The organism is Paracidovorax sp. MALMAid1276, from assembly GCF_049198005.1.
In the GTDB taxonomy this organism is placed as follows: Bacteria; Pseudomonadota; Gammaproteobacteria; order Burkholderiales; family Burkholderiaceae_C; genus Acidovorax.
This window is the reverse complement of record NZ_JBMIRS010000041.1, coordinates 21816-38144: the sequence shown is the minus strand read 5'-3', so window position 1 is coordinate 38144 and position 16329 is coordinate 21816. Positions and strand designations below refer to the sequence as shown.

The window sequence follows — 16329 nt, the reverse complement described above, 5'->3', positions numbered from 1 at the left end:
GCTTTCGGCCTTCACCTGTACGACGAACGGGCCCGGGCCATTTCGACAGGTGGGGTGACATTCGGGCCCCATTTTTTTCACCCCCTTCGCGTGCGGATTCCCCCAATACAAATTGATACATCTGCTGTCTATACTGGATCGGAATTCGCCCGCGCGCCCCTGGAGCAGCTGATGCAGATGCGGGTGTCCACCGCCAGCCGCTACTCGCAGACCGCGCTGGAGGCCCCCGCCGCCGTGAGCGTGGTGACGGCCGAGGACATCCGGGTGTTCGGCTATCGACACTTGGGCGAGGTGCTGGCCAGCATGCGCGGGCTGTATGTGTCGTATGACCGCAGCTACCACTACCTGGGCCTGCGCGGCTTTGCCACGCCAGGCGACTACAACACCCGGGTGCTGCTGCTGGTCAACGGGGTGCGCTTCAACGACAACCTGTACGACCTGGCTGCCATCGGGACGGATTTCCCCATCGACCTGGACCTGGTCGAGCGCGTGGAATTCGTCCCCGGGCCCGGCTCGGCGGTGTATGGGGCCAACGCCCTGTTCGGTGTCATCAACGTCATCACGCGCAACGGCCGCGATCTCTCGGGCCCGCAGGTCAGCGCCGAGGCCGGCAGCCACGGCGCCGCGCGGTTGCGCTTTTCGCTGGGCACGGTCGACCGCCACGGCGGCGACTGGCTGGTGGCCCTCACCCGGTCGACCACCCGGGGGGCCGACCATTACTACCCGTCCTTCGACACGCCCGCCACCCACCACGGCATGGCCCAGGGGCTGGACCATGACCGCAGCACGCAGCTGTTTGCGCGCTGGAGCCGCGACGGCCTGGGGCTGACCCTGGCCCATGGCGAGCGCCACAAGGGCGTTCCCACGGCGGCTTTCTCGCAGGTGTTCAACGATGCACGGTCGCGCATCACCGACACCAGCACGCGGCTGGCGGCGGAATACGCCACCGATCTTTCGCCGCGCCTGTCCTTCAGCGGCCGCATCCATGCGGGCCGCTATCGGTTCGTGGGCGACTACGTGTACGACTACCCCCCGGTCACCCTGAACCACGACGTGAGCACCGGGCAATGGTGGGGCACCGAATGGCAGTGGGTGAGCACCGCGCTGGCGCGCCACAAGCTGTCGTGGGGCATGGACTACCGCCGCGACGCGTCCATCCGGCAGCGCAATTTCGATGCCGAAGCGCAATCCATGCCGTATCTGGACACGCAGCGCAGCGGCCATGCCCTGGGCGTGTTTGTGCAGGACGAGTTCGCGCTGCGGCCGGACATCACCCTGCACGCCGGTGTACGGTGGGGGCGCCAAAGCGGCAACGCGGGGGCATGGCACCCGCGCCTGGGGCTGGTGTACTGGTGGAACCCCCACACGGCCCTCAAGGTGCTGCACGGCACGGCGTTTCGCGCGGCCAATGCGTATGAGCGCGACTACCGGGTGGACATTCCTGGCGGCGTGGTGGATACCGCCCCCATCCGGCCGGAGCGGGTGCGCACGACCGAGCTGGCGCTGGAGCACGCCACCGGCGGCTCCACGCGCCTGCTGGTCACGGTGTTCCGCTCGGTGGTCAAGGACCTGATCACCCTGGCCGATGCGCCGGTGCCGGACCGGCTGACCTTTCAGAACGCGCGGGGCGTGCATGTGCACGGCCTGGAGGCCGAGGCCGAGCAGCGCTTTGGCCCCCAGGCGCGGCTGCGCGCGGTGTACGGCTGGCAGCGCGCGCGCGATGCCGCAACCCAGGCCGCTCTCACCAATTCGCCCGAGCACCTGCTCAAGCTGCAATGGTCGGACGCGCTGCCCGGCACGGCCGGGTCGCCCTGGGCCGCGAGCCGCTATGCGGTGGAGGCGGTCGGCATGGGCCCGCGCTACACGCTGCAAGGCAGGCGCCTGCCCGCGCACGTGGTGACCAACCTCACGGTGTCCATGCGCTGGGCGCAGGTCGACGCGTCCTTCGGCATCTACAACCTGCTGGACCGCCGCTACGCAGACCCGGCCTCGTTCGAGATCCGCGAAGAAGCGATCCGCCAGAACGGGCGGACCTACCGCGTGAAGCTGACCTACCGGTTCTGAGCCCATGCCCGCCGCCCTGCGCCTGCGCACCACGTTGTCCACTGTGCTGTGCACCCCGCTGATCGCGATCCTCTGCGCGATGGGCACGGCTGCGCGCGCGAGCGACGCCGTGGGCGAACTCGACCTCAAGGCGGCCTACATCTTCAACTTCATCCAGTTCATCGAATGGCCCATGCCCACGGCAGCGCCCGCAGGCGCATGGACCATCTGCGTCTCGCCCTTCAGCCCGCTCAAGCGCGCTTTGACCGCGCTGGAGGGCAAGCCCGCACGCAACCAGCAGCCCATCCGCGTGAAGCTGCTGGAGACGGGCGCCCTGCGCGAATGCCGGATCGCCGTGCTGCACAACAGCGACGTGGAGCCGGTGCTGGCGGCGCTGCGCAGCCTGCCGCCCGACCACGGCGTGCTCACGGTGGCCGACGAGCTCACGTTTGCCGGTCCGGAGATCATGATCACGCTGTTTCAGCAGGACGGACGCATTGCGTTCGGCATCCGCACCGAGGCCACGGCGCGCGCCGGCCTCACCGTGAGTTCGCGCCTGCTGCGGCTGGCCAAGCCGGGCCGCTGAGGCTTGCAGGCAGGGATTGGCCATGACACCGAATGCCCCACAACAGCACGATGCGGCAAGCCGCCTCAACGGGGCGTCTGCGGCGTCTGCTGCTCCTGCGTCTGCTTCGGCGTCCGCCGCGCCCGCCGCCGCGCCTCGCGGGGATGGCACGGTGGCCGCAGCCGCCCACCTGTCATCGCGGCTGGTGTTCACAGGCATTCTGGCGGCGGGGCTGGCGCTCTTGACCGTGGTGTTGGCCACCACCTCCATCGACTACTGGAGCAGCCGCAAGGCCATGCTGCAGGACAGCCGCGTGGAAGCCGCCATCGTGGCGGACAACGTCTCCGCCGCGCTGGTGTTTGCCGATGCCCACACCGCCAACGAGATCCTGGGGGCGCTCAAGGCCTCGCCCACGGTGCTGGGCGCCGGGGTGTACGACGCGGACGGCGTGCTGTTTGCCCACTACGTGCGCGAGCGCGACCCCGACTTCCCCACCACGCTGTCGCTGCTGGGCATGGAGGCTGACACCGAGCGCGCGGGATTTCGCGTGCTGGAGATCACCCGGCACGTCACGGCGCCCGGCGCGGTGAGCGGCACGCTCTATCTGCGCAAATCGATGAGTGCGGTGCACCAGCGCCTGGCGATCCGGTTTGCGGGCGCACTGCTGGTGGCCGGCTGCGTGATGGGCCTGGCCACGGTGATGGTGCTGCGCAGCCGCGCTGCGGTGCGCGACGCCGAAAACCGGCTGAACACCCTGGCGCACACCGACGCCGTCACGGCCCTGGGCAACCGCCATGCCTTCAATGCCCGGCTTGCGGCCGAGATCGAGCGCGCTGCAGCGCTGGGCAGCCGGGTGGCCCTGATCTACATCGACCTCGACAACTTCAAGACGCTCAACGACACCTTCGGCCATGCGGCGGGCGACGGCCTGCTGCGCCAGGTGGCGCGCCGCCTGCAATCGGTGGTGCGCTCGGGCGATGCCATCGCGCGGCTCGGAGGCGACGAGTTCGCGCTCATACTGCGCCTGGACATCGACGACCTGTCCCTCGACCGGTATGGCCAGCGCATCGTGGGCGTCTTCCGCGCGCCGTACACCGAAGTGGGCCAGCAGGTCACGGTGACCTGCAGCGCCGGCATCGCCAACTTTCCGGACGATGCGCTGGACATGGACGCACTGGTGAGCAACGCCGACACGGCCATGTACCGCGCCAAGGAAATGGGCAAGAACCGCTGCGTGCGGTTCGAGGCCTCGATGAACCAGGCCGTGGTGCGCCGCCAGGCCATCGAGCACGCGCTGCGCGCGGAGCTGGCGCATGGCAAGGGCCTGGCGCTGCACTACCAGCCGCTGGTGTCGGCGGGCAGCGAGACCGTGGTGGGCGCCGAGGCGCTCTTGCGCTGGACGCACGCCGAGCTGGGCGTGGTGTCGCCGCTGGAGGCCGTGTCGGTGGCCGAAGACTGCGGGCTCATCGTGCCGCTGGGCTACTGGGTGATGCGCACCGCCTGCCGCGATGCCGCAGCCTGGGACCCCGCGCTGTCGCTGCGCGTGGCGGTGAACATCTCGGCGCGGCAGCTGGGCGACCCGCAGTTCCTTGAGTGCGTCATGGACATCCTGCGCGAGGAAAAGCTGCCCGCGCACCGCCTGGAGATCGAGCTGACCGAGACCGTGCTGATGGAAAACGTGGAGGCCGACACCCACACGCTGCACCGCCTGGGCCAGCTGGGCATCCACCTGGCCGTCGACGACTTTGGCACGGGCTACTCGTCGCTGGCCTACCTGCGGCAGCTGCCGATGGGGCGGCTGAAGATCGACCGCAGCTTCGTCAAGGACCTGCCCCACCAGGAGCACAGCCGCGCCATCGTGTCCGCCATCGTGGCGATGGCCCACGGCCTGGGCCTGCATGTGACGGCCGAAGGCGTGGAAACGCGCGAGCAGGCGGCCTACCTCACGGAGCAGGGCTGCGACGTGCTGCAGGGCTACGCCTTTGCCCGGCCCATGCCGGTGGCGCAGTTCACGGCGATGCTGCCGCGGGATTCGGGCCCGGACGGCGGCTGACCCCTGACCGCCAACCGCTGGCCCCGCCCGCCGCTGGCGGCGGAGCGCGCAAGCGCGTCAGGCGCCGTGGTAGCAGGGCGCCACTTCGCGCACTTCCACGGTCGCCCATTCGGCCGCCGGGCAGTCGCGCGCAATGGCCACGGCCTCCTCGCGCGTGGCGCAGTCCAGCAAGAAGAAGCCGCCCACCATTTCCTTGGTCTCCGCAAACGGGCCGTCCACCATGCGGGGCTGGCCGTCGCGCACCTGCAGGCGCACGGCCTGCTCGGTGCTGGCCAGCGACTCGGTGGCCAGCAGCAGGCCCCGGGCCTTCAGGCCCTCGCCAAACTGCAGCATGCGCGCATAGGCCTCCTGCCCCCCGGCCAGCCCCCGCTCGGCGCGCTGGCCGTGGGGTTCCATGATGAGCAGCATGTAGGGCATGAGAAAGCCTCCGGGCGAAGGGTGATGCGGGACCGCCATCCTATCAGCGGCGCATACTATTATTTTGATAGCTATAAGTGCTTATTGGTAAAGCGCTGAAGGCGTTTTTCATTCAAATTGTTGCGGGCCGCAGCCAGCCTGTGCTAAGGTTGGCCCCCTCATGCAACGCAGCCAGCAGCTCCTGTCCACCCTATCGCTAGGCCTAGTGCCCGGCCGGGGTCTGCCTGCGTTCGCCACCGTTGCCATCTCGCGCAACACCTGATCTCCCCCTGACCCCGGCCCGCGAACCAGCCTTTGCACCACGCAAAGGGCTGCAGGGGATGTCACACGTTTCTTTTCGTCTGACCCGCAGTGCCCCCGCGCACTGCACCGTTCGTGGAGCCAAGATCATGATTGCCAAGCCCGCCACCAAGTACCAGCCCATCGCCCCCATTGCGCTCGCCGACCGCCAATGGCCCAGCCGCAGCATCACCCACGCACCCCGGTGGCTCTCCACCGACCTGCGCGACGGCAACCAGGCGCTGTTCGAGCCGATGAACGGCGAGCGCAAGATGCGCCTGTTCGAGGAGCTGGTGCGCATCGGCTTCAAGGAAATCGAGGTCGGCTTTCCCGCCGCGTCGCAGACCGATTTCGACTTCGTCCGCCGCCTGATCGACGAAGACCGCGTCCCCGATGACGTGACCCTGATGGTCATGACCCAGTCGCGCGAAGACCTGATCGCCCGCACGGTGGAAGCGGTGCAAGGCGCCCCCCGCGCCATCGTGCACCTGTACAACGCCACCGCACCCGCGTGGCGGCGCATCGTGTTCGGCATGAACGTGACGCAGGTGATGCAGCTCATCGCCCACCACGTGGGCTACCTCAAGCAGCTCACCGACGCGCAGCCCGAAACGCAGTGGACCTTGCAGTACTCACCCGAGACCTTCAGCGCCACCGAGCTGCCCGTGTCCCTCAAGGCCTGCCAGACCGCGATTGCCACGTGGGGCGCGGGCCCGGGCCGGCCCATCATCATCAACCTGCCCACCACCGTGGAGAACGCCACGCCCAACGTGTTTGCCGACCAGATCGAGTGGATGCACCGGCACCTCAGCCCCCGCGAACACATCGTGCTGTCGGTGCACCCGCACAACGACCGCGGCACCGGCGTGGCCGCGGCCGAGCTGGCGATGATGGCCGGGGCCGACCGGGTGGAAGGCTGCCTGTTCGGCAACGGCGAGCGCTGCGGCAATGTGGACATCGTGACCTTGGCGCTCAACCTCTACACCCAGGGCGTGCACCCGGGCCTCGATTTTTCGGACATCACCTCGGTGGCGCGCATCGCCGAGGAATGCACGGCCCTGCCCGTGCACCCGCGCCACCCCTATGCGGGCGATTTGGTGTTCACCGCGTTCTCGGGCTCGCACCAGGACGCGATCAAGAAAGGCTTTGCCGCGCAGGACCCGAACGGCCTGTGGGAAGTGCCCTACCTGCCCATCGACCCGGCGGACCTGGGCCGCACGTACGACAGCGTGATCCGCGTGAACAGCCAGTCGGGCAAGGGCGGCATCGCCTTCTTGCTGGAGCGCGAGCACGGCGTGGTCATGCCCCGGCGCATGCAGGTCGAATTCAGCGCCGTGGTGCAGCGCGCCACCGATGCCAGCGAAGGCGAGATGAGCGGCGATGCGCTGTGGACGCTGTTCCAGGCCACCTACCTGCACGCCCCCGCGCCGGCCGCCATCACCTGCCACAGCCACCGGCTCGATGAAGACGGCCAGGGCATCGAGCTCGATGTGAGCATCGACGGCACGCGCCAGACCCTGCGCGGCCAGGGCAACGGCCCGATCGCCGCCACGGTGGACGCCCTCGGCCTGCCGCTGCGCATCGACCACTACGAAGAACGCGCCACCGGCACCGGCGCCCACGCCCAGGCCCTGGCCATCGTCGAAGCCGCGATGGACGGCGTGGCCGGCGCCACCTTTGGCGCGGGGGCACACCACAACATCGTCACCGCGTCGGTGCAGGCCATCGTCAGCGTGGCCAACCGGCTGGTGGCGCGGGGTGGGGCGATGCCATCAAAAATCATAGCTGCCAGCGCTTGATGGATAAGCGCTGATGGCATATTTGACCAATATCCCCAGGGCACTGGTGGGGTAGCGGCACAGCGCGCCGCCCTTCCAGTACGCTCGGGCCCATGCCTGTTGCTGTCTCCCGCCTGGGCCTTGCCGCCGCCTGCACCGCCGCCCTGCTGGTGCTGGCCGGCTGCGGCACGTCCCGGCCTCCGCCCCGTTCCGCGCCCGTCGCCCCGGTGCGCACCGCACCGCCCCTCACCGCCGAGCAGGCGCACGACATCGCCATCCACGCGCTGGGACTGGTGGGCACGCCCTACCGCTATGGCGGCAACACGCCGGATTCCGGGTTTGATTGCAGCGGGCTGATCGGCTACGTCTACCGCAACCAGGTGGGCACGCCGCCGCCGCGCACGGTGGCGCAGCTCAACACCTGGGGCATGCCCATCGACGGCAGCGAGCTGCGCACGGGCGACCTGGTGGTGTTCGGCACCGGCGCCCAGCCCAACCATGCGGGCATCTACGTGGGCGAGGGCCGCTTTGTGCACGCGCCGTCCACCGGCGGCACGGTGCGGCTCGACCACCTGCAGTCGCGCCACTGGGCGCGGCAGAACGCGGCGTTTCGCCGGCCTTGAATTCGGACAGCCCCCTGATCGGCTTCGCCGCTGCGCGCTGCGGGCAGGGGGACGACGCACTCGCTGCGGGGCGGCCCTTGCTCTGCGTCTCTCGCGGGGGCCGCGCCGGCATCCGGCAACGTGCCTCACGTGGCCCAGCGACCGGGCTCCGCGACAATCGGGCCCACCATGACCCACGCCCACCGCTTTGCCACCCCCGTTTCCACCCACGACACCACCCGCATCGACGACACGCGCATCAAGGCCGTGCGGCCGCTGATCACGCCGGCGCTGCTGCAGGAATGGCTGCCCGCGCCCGACGCCGCGCACGCGCTGGTGGAGACCAGCCGGGCCGCCATCTCGCGCATCCTGCACGGGCAGGACGACCGATTGATCGTGGTGGTGGGGCCGTGCTCCATCCACGACCACGGCCAGGCCATGGACTATGCGCGGCAGCTGAAGGCGCAGGCCGATGCGCTGCAGGACGACCTGCTGGTGGTGATGCGCGTTTATTTTGAAAAGCCGCGCACCACCGTGGGCTGGAAGGGCTATATCAACGATCCGCACCTGGATGGCAGCTTCGCCATCAACGAAGGCCTGGAGCTGGCGCGCCAGCTGCTGCTGGACGTGCTGGCGCTGGGTCTGCCCGTGGGCACCGAGTTCCTGGACCTGCTGTCACCCCAGTTCATCAGCGACCTGGTGAGCTGGGGCGCGATCGGCGCGCGCACCACCGAGAGCCAGAGCCACCGCCAGCTGGCCAGCGGCCTGTCGTGCCCCGTGGGCTTCAAGAACGGCACCGATGGCGGCGTGAAGGTTGCGAGCGACGCCATCCAGGCTGCGAGCGCCGCGCACGCCTTCATGGGCATGACCAAGATGGGGCAGGCGGCGATCTTCGAGACGCGCGGCAACAACGACTGCCACGTGATCCTGCGCGGCGGCAAGCAGCCCAACTACAGCGCCGCCGATGTGGACGCAACCTGCGCCGTGCTCCAGGCCGCCGGCCTGCGCGAGCAGGTGATGATCGACGTGAGCCACGCCAACAGCAGCAAGCAGCACCAGCGGCAGATAGCGGTGGCGGGCGAGGTGGCGGCTCAGATTGCGGCGGGGGATCGCCGCATCACCGGCCTGATGATCGAGAGCCACCTGCAGGAAGGCCGCCAGGACATCGTGGTGGGCCAGCCGCTCACGCCCGGCGTGTCGGTCACCGATGCCTGCATCAGCCTGGCGCAGACCGTGCCGGTGCTCGAAAGCCTGGCCTCCGCAGTGCGCGCCCGCCGCGCGCGTGGCTGAAGCCGCTCGTCCCTCAAGCCTGCGGTGCGGTGGCAGGGGCCGCCGGGGTCGCCGCCATGCCCGGGGTCTCGACATTGCGTGCGGTGGCGAGCAGCGTGGCGCACAGGGTTTCGTCGCCGGTGGCGGCGTCCACCGCCCACACGTCGGCCGCACACACGGTGAGCAGGCGCGCCGCGTTCACCACCCGGCCCCGGGCCCGCAGGCAGCGGCCCCGGGCGGGCGCCACCAGCTTGAGCGTGGTGTCCACCGTGGCGTTGCTCCAGCCCTGCGGCAGCACGCTGCCCGCCGCCGCCACGGCGGCAAAGTCGGCGATCGCAAACACCGCCGTGGCCTGCAACTGCCCGGGCCGAAAGCAAAAGTCTTCGTTCACCGGCATCTCCAGCTCGATCTGGCCGGGCTCTGCATGCACAAAGCGCAGGCCCAGCGTGCGGGCCATGGGCATGCCCAGCACCAGCGCCTGCAGGCTGTGCAGCGCGTGCGGGGATGAAGGTGCGGACGAGGGCGCGGTAGAGGGTGTGGACGACGGTGCGGACGACGGTGTGGAGGCAAGGGTCGATGTCATGGAAGGCTCCTGGGTGGTGGTGGTGGGGTGGTGCGATGCGGTGCCGCCCCCGGGCCCCGGCCGCGCACGCGGGGCCAGGGTGCGGGGGCCTTGGCGGGGTCGGCGCGGCGCGGGGCCGGGGCCGGGGCGGCCTGGCGGCGCAGCCAGGCCTGGTGCTCCAGCACGGTGGCCTTCTGGGCCTGCAGGCGGGCGATGTCTTTGTCCAGCGCCTGCACGCGCTGCTGCAGGGCCTGCACCATGTCGTCGATGCGCAAGGTGCCGGCGCGGTAGTCGCCCAGGCGACGGGCGATGTCGGGCAGCGCGAAGCCCAGGCGGCGCGACATGGCGATGAACACCACTTCGCGCCGCAGGCCTTCCGGGTACTCGCGGTAGCCATTGGCAAGCCGGCGGGGGCGGATCAGGCCCTGCCGCTCGTAGTGCCGCAGGGCATGGACGGACACGCCGGTGCGGCGCGCGAGTTCGGAGATCTGCATGCGGTCACGTTAGCAAGCCTCGCCCTGCGCGAAGGTTGCCTTGGCGACTGCGCGCACCGGGTGGGGCCTTGTGTCGCACGGTGGGGCCGGCCCGGCGCAACGTGGGACAAACCCGCATCGGCACGCACTGCGTCGGCGGTGCGCGCGGTGTAGCATTGCCTTTTCGCCGTATTCGCCGTGGCGGCCCCGTCCCGGCGGCCTTTCCCCACTGCCTGTCCAGCCGGTCCGACACCCATGTTGCCGACGTTGTTGCGCGCTTGCCGCCCCGCCGTACCGGACCCTGTGCGCGGGTGCGCGCTGATGCGGCACCTGGCCGCCTGACACCATGCAGCCCGCGCAAGCCGCCGCAGAAGCCGCCCGGCTCCACGCCCTGCAGTCCTACGCCATCCTTGACACCCCGGCCGAAGAAGGCTTTGACCAGCTGGCGCTGCTGGCAGCCCGGCTGTGCGGCTGCCCCATGGCCGTGATCAGCTTCGTCGACGGCGAGCGCCAGTGGTTCAAGGCGGCGGTGGGTGTTCCTTTTGAGCAGACGGACCGGGCGGTGGCGTTCTGCGCGCATGTGCTGGGCGGCAGCCGCGAGCCTGTGGTGGTGCCCGATGCCAGCGGCCACCCGGCCCATGCGCAGAACCCGCTGGTCACGGGCGAGCCCGGGGTGCGCTTTTATGCCTGCGTGCCGCTGGTGAGCCCCGAAGGCTTCGCGCTGGGCGCGTTGGCGGTGCTGGACACCACGCCGCGCTCGCTGGATGCCGCGCAGGTCGAGAGCCTGCAGCTGCTGGCCAACCAGGCCATGGCGCAGCTGGAGCTGCGCCGCCAGCAGCGGCTGCTGTCCCAGCTGGTGCAGGAGCGCGAGCAGATGCACACCGAGATGCTGGCGCAAAGCGAGACGCTGCGCGTGGCCGGCCGCATCGCCCGCATCGGCGGATGGATCGTGGAGCTGCCCAGCCTGCAGCTGAACGGCTCGCAGGAGATCGCCGCGACCTTCGGCATTTCCGGGCGGCTGGGGTCGGTGGAGCAGGTGCTGGAGCTGTACCCCGAGATGCACCGCAAGGCCATCCGCACGGCTTTCGAGAACTGCGTGCGGCGCGGCACGCCGTTCGATGTGGAGGCCGAACTCGTCACGCCCGCCGGAAGGCGCTTCTGGGTGCGCACCGTGGGCCAGGCCGTGCGCAACGCCGAGGGGCAGATCGTGCGCATCCAGGGCGCTTTCCAGGACGTCTCGGCGCAGCGGCTGGCCCAACAGGCCCGCAGCGAAAGCGAAGAGCGCTTCCACCTGGTGTCGCGCGCCACGGCCGATGCGGTGTGGGACTGGAACCTGATCACCGACGCCATGTGGTGGAACGAGGGCATGCAGACCCTGTTCGGCGTGCCGCTGCACGAGCTGCCGCCCGACAGCACCTCCTGGACCTTGCGCCTGCACCCCGACGACAGCGAAGAGGTGCTGCGCGGCATCCATGCCGCGATCGACGGCGCCGACGCCCATTGGTCGGCCGAATACCGCTTCCGGCGCAGCGACGGCAGCTATGCCTGGGTGTTCGACCGGGGCTTTCTGATCCGTGCGGCGGACGGCAAGGCCGTGCGCATGGTGGGCGGCATGGCCGACATCAGCGCCCAGAAGGAGGCCGAGCTGGCCGCGCAGCGCGACGCCCGGCAGCACGCCGAGCTGCTGAAGGTGCAGCACCGCATCTCGTCGCTGGACATGCCGCTGCCCGAGGTGCTGCAGCTGGTGGCCGACACCCTGCTGCAGCAGACCGGCGCGCGCGGCGCCATGGTGGAGCTGCTGGAGGGCCGGCAGCTGGTGGCCCAGGCCTCGGCCGGCGACCATGTGCGGCCCCCGGGCAATCTGCTGCCGGTGGACCAGAGCATCCTGTGGCCGGCGCTCAGCGAAGGCCGCACCGTGGTCTGCAACGACACCGAGGCCGAAGGCTGGGACATGGCGTCCATGCCCCACCGGCACGGCGTGCTGTCGGTCATGGCGGTGCCGCTGCGCTCGGGCAACGCGGTGGTGGGCTCGCTCAAGGTCACGTCCGACAAGGCCCACGCGTTCTCGCGCCGTGACGTGGCCCACCTGGAGATCATCACGGAGTCGCTGGGTGCCATGGTGCAGCTGCGGCACGTGGCAGGGCAGTTGCGCGCGTCCGAGCAGCAATACCGCATGCTGTTTGACGAGCACCCGCACCCGATGTGGGTGTACGACAAGCAGTCCCAGCAGCTGGTGGCCGTGAACCAGGCGATGGTGACGCACTACGGCTACACCGAGGCCGAGCTGCTGGGCATGGGCATGACGGACCTGTGGCCGCCCGAGCGCCGCGAGAACGTGCGCGCCCTCATCGACGCCATCCCCATGGACCAGCGCAACAAGCCGGTGGTCAGCCGCCACGTGAAGAAGAACGGCGGCTTCATGGATGTGGAGATCACGGCCGGCAGCATCAGCTTCAACGGCCGGCCGGCGCGGCAGGTGCTGGCCACCGACGTGACCGAGCGGCTGCGCACCGAGCGCGAGCTGGCCCGCATGGGGCGCGCGCAGCGCCTGCTGAGCGCCTGCAACGAAACCCTGGTGCGCGCCACCTCCGAGACCGCGCTGCTGCAGGCCATCTGCCAGATTGCGGTGGACATCGGCGGCTACCGCATGGGCTGGGTGGGGTTCGCGCTGGATGACGAGCGCAAGTCCATCCAGCCGGTGGCGCACGCGGGCCACAACGAGCGCTATCTGGACAACCTGCCGCTGTCCTGGTCGGCCGATGACCCCTATGGGCGCGGCCCGGCCGGCATCGCCGTGCGCTCGGGCAAGCCGGTGATCGTGCAGGACATCCGCACCCAGGGCGACTTTGCCGACTGGACCGGGCGCATGCTGGAAAACGGCTTCCACGGCGTGATCTGCCTGCCGCTCACGGCCCGCGACCCGGGCCAGGGCGAGGACCGCACCTTCGGCTTGCTCTACCTGTACGCGCCGGACATCCTGCAGATCAGCCCCGAAGAGGCGGCGCTGCTGCAGGAGTTGTCCAACGACGTCGCCTTCGGCATCACCAGCCTGCGCGCGCGCAAGGAACAGCAGCGGCTGCAGGCCTCGGTGCTGAAGGTGGCGGCTGCCGTGTCGGCCAGCACCGGCACCGAGTTTTTTGTGCAGCTGGTGCGCAACATGGCCGACGCGCTGGGTGCCCAGGGCGGCTGTGTGGTGCGCCTGCTGCCCCCGGCCAAGGACCAGCCGCCGCGTGTGGCCACCCTGGCCGCCGTGGTGGATGGGCGGCTGATGCCCCACAACGAGTTCACCCTGGCCGGCACGCCCAGCCTGCTGCTGCTGTCGCAGCGCGCCTACGTGGTGACCGACAAGGCGCAGCAGCAGTTTCCCGAGGCGCCCATGCTGCGCTACGTGGGCGCCCAGGGCTATGCCGGCCAGCAGCTGTGCAACGCCGATGGCGAAGTGGTGGGCATCGTGTTCGTGCTGTTCCGCCAGCCCATTGCCGAGACGGGCTTCATCACGTCCACCCTGCAGATCTTCGCGGCCCGGGCCTCGGCCGAGATCGACCGCCAGCAGGCCGACGCCCGCATCCGCCACCAGGCCTCGCTGCTGGACAAAGCGCAGGACGCGATCCTGGTGCGCGACCTCGAACACCGCATCATCTTCTGGAACAAGAGCGCGGAGCGCCTGTACGGCTGGTCGCAGCTGCAGGCGCTGGGCCAATCCATCGAATCCCTGCTCTACGACGACCCCACCCACTTCCGCCACGCCACGCAGGCCGTGCTGGACCACGGCGAGTGGACGGGCGAGATCGTGCAGCGCCACCGCGACGGCAGCACCATCGAGGTGGAGGGCCGCTGGACGCTGGTGGTGGGCGAAGACGGCAAGCCGCAGTCCATCCTGGCCATCAACACCGACATCCGCCAGCGCAAGGCCAGCGAGCGCGAGATCCAGCGCCTGGCCTTCTACGACGCGCTCACCGGCCTGCCCAACCGCATGCTGCTGATGGACCGCATGGGCCATGCGCTGAACAACGCGCAGCGGCGCCAACAGGGCGGGGCGCTGCTGTTCATCGACCTGGACAACTTCAAGCAGCTCAACGACACGCTGGGCCACGACCAGGGCGACCTGCTGCTGCAGCAGGTGGCGCAGCGCCTGAACACCTGCGTGCGCGCCGTGGACACCGTGGCCCGCCTGGGGGGCGACGAGTTCGTGGTGATGCTGGAGGAGCTGAGCCCCAAGCCCCACGAACTGGCCCTGCATGCGCGCGGCGTGGGCGAAAAGATCCTGGCCATGCTGGCCGTGCCGTATGCGCTGTCCGGCTACCAGTACCGCAGCACGCCCAGCATCGGCATTGCGCCGTTCACGGGCGCCACCACCAGCGTGGGCGAGCTGCTCAAGCAGGCCGACCTGGCCATGTACCAGGCCAAGACGGCCGGGCGCAACACGCTGCGCTTCTTTGACCCCGACATGCAGGCCGTGGTGACCACCCGCGCCGCGCTGGAGGCCGACCTGCGCGCGGCGCTGGTGCAGGACGAGTTCTTGCTGCACTTCCAGCCGCAGATGCACCAGTCCGGCCGCTGCGTGGGCGTGGAGGCCCTGGTGCGCTGGGCCCACCCGCAGCGCGGCATGGTGTCGCCGGCGCAGTTCATCCCGCTGGCCGAGGAGACCGGGCTCATCCTGTCGCTGGGCCGCTGGGTGCTGCACAACGCCTGCAAGCTGCTGGCCAGCTGGCAGGACGACCCCGCGCTGGCCCACCTGACCATGGCCGTGAACGTGAGCTCGCGCCAGTTCCGCCACGCCAGCTTTGTGGACGACGTGGCCCGCGTGCTGGCCATCACGGGCGCGCCCTCGGGCCAGCTCAAGCTGGAGCTGACCGAGAGCGTGCTGGTGGAAGACATGGAAACCACCATCGCCACCATGGAGGCGCTGCGCAGCTACGGCGTGGGCTTCTCGCTGGACGACTTCGGCACGGGCTATTCCAGCCTGAGCTACCTCAAGCGCATGCCGCTCGACCAGCTCAAGATCGACCAGAGCTTCGTGCGCGACCTGCTCACCGACCCCAACGATGCCGCCATCGTGGACACCATCATCGGCCTGTCGCGCAGCCTGCGGCTGGAGGTGATCGCCGAAGGCGTGGAGACCGAGGAGCAGCGCGCACTGCTGGCCGAGGCGGGGTGCATGCTGTGCCAGGGCTACCTGTTCAGCCGCCCGCTGTCGGCCGACCGGCTGCAGGCCTTCCTGCGCCCCGCAGACGCCTAGGCCACGGGGTTGGGATGCGCCAACGCGCGCCGGGCAGCTGCGCGTCCTCCGTCCTCAGGCCTTCACTTCCACCACCGGCTCGAAGCCGCCAAAGATCATGCGCTTGCCGTCGAACGGCATGGGCGGGTTGCCGGGGGCGTTCGGGTCCATGCGCGGGTCCTCCATCATCTTCTTCATGCCCGCGTCGCGCGTGGCCTTGTCGGGCCACTCGATCCATGAGAACGCCACCGTCTCCTGCGGCGTGGCCTGCACCGCGCGGCGGAAGTCGGTGAGCTTGCCGTCCGGCACGTCGTCGCCCCAGCCCTCGATCACGCGCAGCGCGCCCAGTTCGAGAAAGATCGGGTCGAGCTTGCGTGCATGGTCGATAAAGGCCTGCTTGTTGGCCGTGGGGACGGCGATCACGAAACCATCGATGTAAGACATAGATCTGCTCCTGTGGATGGATGGATGAATGGATGAACCGTGCGGTGCGCCCCTGTGGGCGCCCTGCATGCTTACGACGAACGGGCCGCAGCCCGCTCGACACGCGCGCCGCGCCATTTCGTCACGAAGTGTTTCGGGCGCGTGCCTGCATGCACGCATGCGTGGCGTCCGCGCGGGTTCTCCCCTGTCTTGTTCCTTTATCTTTTTATAAATACATAGTGGTAGTAGTAAGGGCCCGCCCGGGCTGTGGACAACTGCCTTTTTGCCAGGCGCACCAAGCACTTGCGCGCCCCGCAACCCTGTGCATGCGGCCCCGCTGCCGCTGCACCCGCAACGGGGACAAACCGGAGCCGACCGCTTTTTCTGTGGACAACGGCCCGGTTGTGCCAGATCTATCCCCACGCTTGTGCACCGCAGGCACTGCGCGCAAAAAATTCAATAAAAATCGGCTTCAGCGCTTATCCATCAAGCGCTGATAGCTATCAATTTGATAACAAACCTTCTCGTCTGCGTGGTGCTGGGTAGAAGGAGAGGGGCGCGGGCACCGCGTTGCCCATCCGTCGCTTCTTCACTTCTTCACTTCTTCACTGCGCAATGGCGCTGTGCGACCCGCAAGCGCCCAGACG

General features: G+C 69.5%; 11 protein-coding genes. 7 read left to right on the top strand and 4 right to left on the bottom strand.

Features of this window, described 5'->3' with window-relative positions:
* Nucleotides 1-171 precede the first annotated feature (171 nt).
* Genes ACOQFS_RS02185 through ACOQFS_RS02175 form a run of 3 tightly spaced genes read left to right on the top strand, consistent with a single transcriptional unit; the run spans nt 172 to nt 4661 of the window.
* A complete protein-coding gene (locus tag ACOQFS_RS02185) occupies nt 172-2064 on the top strand; it encodes a TonB-dependent receptor plug domain-containing protein (protein ID WP_421561347.1) in 1893 nt (630 codons plus the stop codon).
* Nucleotides 2065-2068: 4 nt separating this feature from the next.
* Nucleotides 2069-2629, top strand: a complete 561-nt coding sequence (locus ACOQFS_RS02180) for a YfiR family protein (RefSeq protein ID WP_421561346.1) — start codon at nt 2069-2071, stop codon at nt 2627-2629.
* Between the two features lie 22 nt (nt 2630-2651).
* Nucleotides 2652-4661 (top strand): putative bifunctional diguanylate cyclase/phosphodiesterase, encoded by a 2010-nt coding sequence (locus ACOQFS_RS02175; protein WP_421561345.1) that lies wholly within the window; start codon nt 2652-2654, stop codon nt 4659-4661.
* 57 nt (nt 4662-4718) lie between these two features.
* Here ACOQFS_RS02175 and ACOQFS_RS02170 read toward each other — a convergent pair whose 3' ends face one another.
* Nucleotides 4719-5078 (bottom strand): YciI family protein, encoded by a 360-nt coding sequence (locus tag ACOQFS_RS02170; protein WP_421561344.1) that lies wholly within the window; start codon nt 5076-5078, stop codon nt 4719-4721.
* Between the two features lie 389 nt (nt 5079-5467).
* Here ACOQFS_RS02170 and leuA point away from each other — a divergent pair, with 389 nt between their 5' ends.
* From leuA to ACOQFS_RS02155, 3 genes are all read left to right on the top strand, one after another.
* The gene (gene leuA / locus ACOQFS_RS02165) at nt 5468-7156 is read left to right on the top strand and encodes a 2-isopropylmalate synthase (protein ID WP_421561343.1); all 1689 of its coding nucleotides are present in this window, start codon (nt 5468-5470) and stop codon (nt 7154-7156) included.
* A 92-nt stretch (nt 7157-7248) separates the two neighbouring features.
* Nucleotides 7249-7758, top strand: coding sequence for a C40 family peptidase (locus ACOQFS_RS02160; RefSeq protein WP_421561342.1), 510 nt, complete (start codon nt 7249-7251; stop codon nt 7756-7758).
* A 168-nt stretch (nt 7759-7926) separates the two neighbouring features.
* Nucleotides 7927-9027, top strand: a complete 1101-nt coding sequence (locus ACOQFS_RS02155; RefSeq protein ID WP_421561341.1) for a 3-deoxy-7-phosphoheptulonate synthase — start codon at nt 7927-7929, stop codon at nt 9025-9027.
* A 13-nt stretch (nt 9028-9040) separates the two neighbouring features.
* Here the strand turns inward: ACOQFS_RS02155 and ACOQFS_RS02150 are convergent, their stop codons facing one another.
* Together ACOQFS_RS02150 and ACOQFS_RS02145 are read right to left on the bottom strand one after the other, a co-directional pair.
* On the bottom strand, nt 9041-9469 hold the full coding sequence (locus ACOQFS_RS02150; RefSeq protein WP_421561366.1) for a PaaI family thioesterase: 429 nt from the start codon (nt 9467-9469) through the stop codon (nt 9041-9043).
* A gap of 116 nt (nt 9470-9585) precedes the next feature.
* Nucleotides 9586-10062: a MerR family DNA-binding transcriptional regulator gene (locus ACOQFS_RS02145; RefSeq protein ID WP_421561340.1), complete on the bottom strand. Its 477-nt coding sequence runs from the start codon at nt 10060-10062 to the stop codon at nt 9586-9588.
* Between the two features lie 325 nt (nt 10063-10387).
* On the opposite strand from ACOQFS_RS02145, the gene ACOQFS_RS02140 reads away from it, so the two are divergent.
* Nucleotides 10388-15280, top strand: coding sequence for an EAL domain-containing protein (locus ACOQFS_RS02140; RefSeq protein ID WP_421561339.1), 4893 nt, complete (start codon nt 10388-10390; stop codon nt 15278-15280).
* A 54-nt stretch (nt 15281-15334) separates the two neighbouring features.
* Here ACOQFS_RS02140 and ACOQFS_RS02135 read toward each other — a convergent pair whose 3' ends face one another.
* A complete protein-coding gene (locus tag ACOQFS_RS02135; protein ID WP_421561338.1) occupies nt 15335-15703 on the bottom strand; it encodes a DUF1428 domain-containing protein in 369 nt (122 codons plus the stop codon).
* Nucleotides 15704-16329 lie beyond the last annotated feature (626 nt).

Excerpts from the sequence above, each read along its gene's own strand:
- ACOQFS_RS02180 (WP_421561346.1), top strand. The coding sequence starts at position 2,069 with ATGCCCGCCGCCCTGCGCCTGCGCACCACGTTGTCCACTGTGCTGTGC.
- leuA (WP_421561343.1), top strand. The coding sequence starts at position 5,468 with ATGATTGCCAAGCCCGCCACCAAGTACCAGCCCATCGCCCCCATTGCG.
- ACOQFS_RS02145 (WP_421561340.1), bottom strand. The coding sequence starts at position 10,062 with ATGCAGATCTCCGAACTCGCGCGCCGCACCGGCGTGTCCGTCCATGCC.
- ACOQFS_RS02150 (WP_421561366.1), bottom strand. The coding sequence starts at position 9,469 with ATGCCCATGGCCCGCACGCTGGGCCTGCGCTTTGTGCATGCAGAGCCC.
- ACOQFS_RS02160 (WP_421561342.1), top strand. The coding sequence starts at position 7,249 with ATGCCTGTTGCTGTCTCCCGCCTGGGCCTTGCCGCCGCCTGCACCGCC.
- ACOQFS_RS02140 (WP_421561339.1), top strand. The coding sequence starts at position 10,388 with ATGCAGCCCGCGCAAGCCGCCGCAGAAGCCGCCCGGCTCCACGCCCTG.
- ACOQFS_RS02135 (WP_421561338.1), bottom strand. The coding sequence starts at position 15,703 with ATGTCTTACATCGATGGTTTCGTGATCGCCGTCCCCACGGCCAACAAG.
- ACOQFS_RS02185 (WP_421561347.1), top strand. The coding sequence starts at position 172 with ATGCAGATGCGGGTGTCCACCGCCAGCCGCTACTCGCAGACCGCGCTG.
- ACOQFS_RS02175 (WP_421561345.1), top strand. The coding sequence starts at position 2,652 with ATGACACCGAATGCCCCACAACAGCACGATGCGGCAAGCCGCCTCAAC.
- ACOQFS_RS02170 (WP_421561344.1), bottom strand. The coding sequence starts at position 5,078 with ATGCCCTACATGCTGCTCATCATGGAACCCCACGGCCAGCGCGCCGAG.
- ACOQFS_RS02155 (WP_421561341.1), top strand. The coding sequence starts at position 7,927 with ATGACCCACGCCCACCGCTTTGCCACCCCCGTTTCCACCCACGACACC.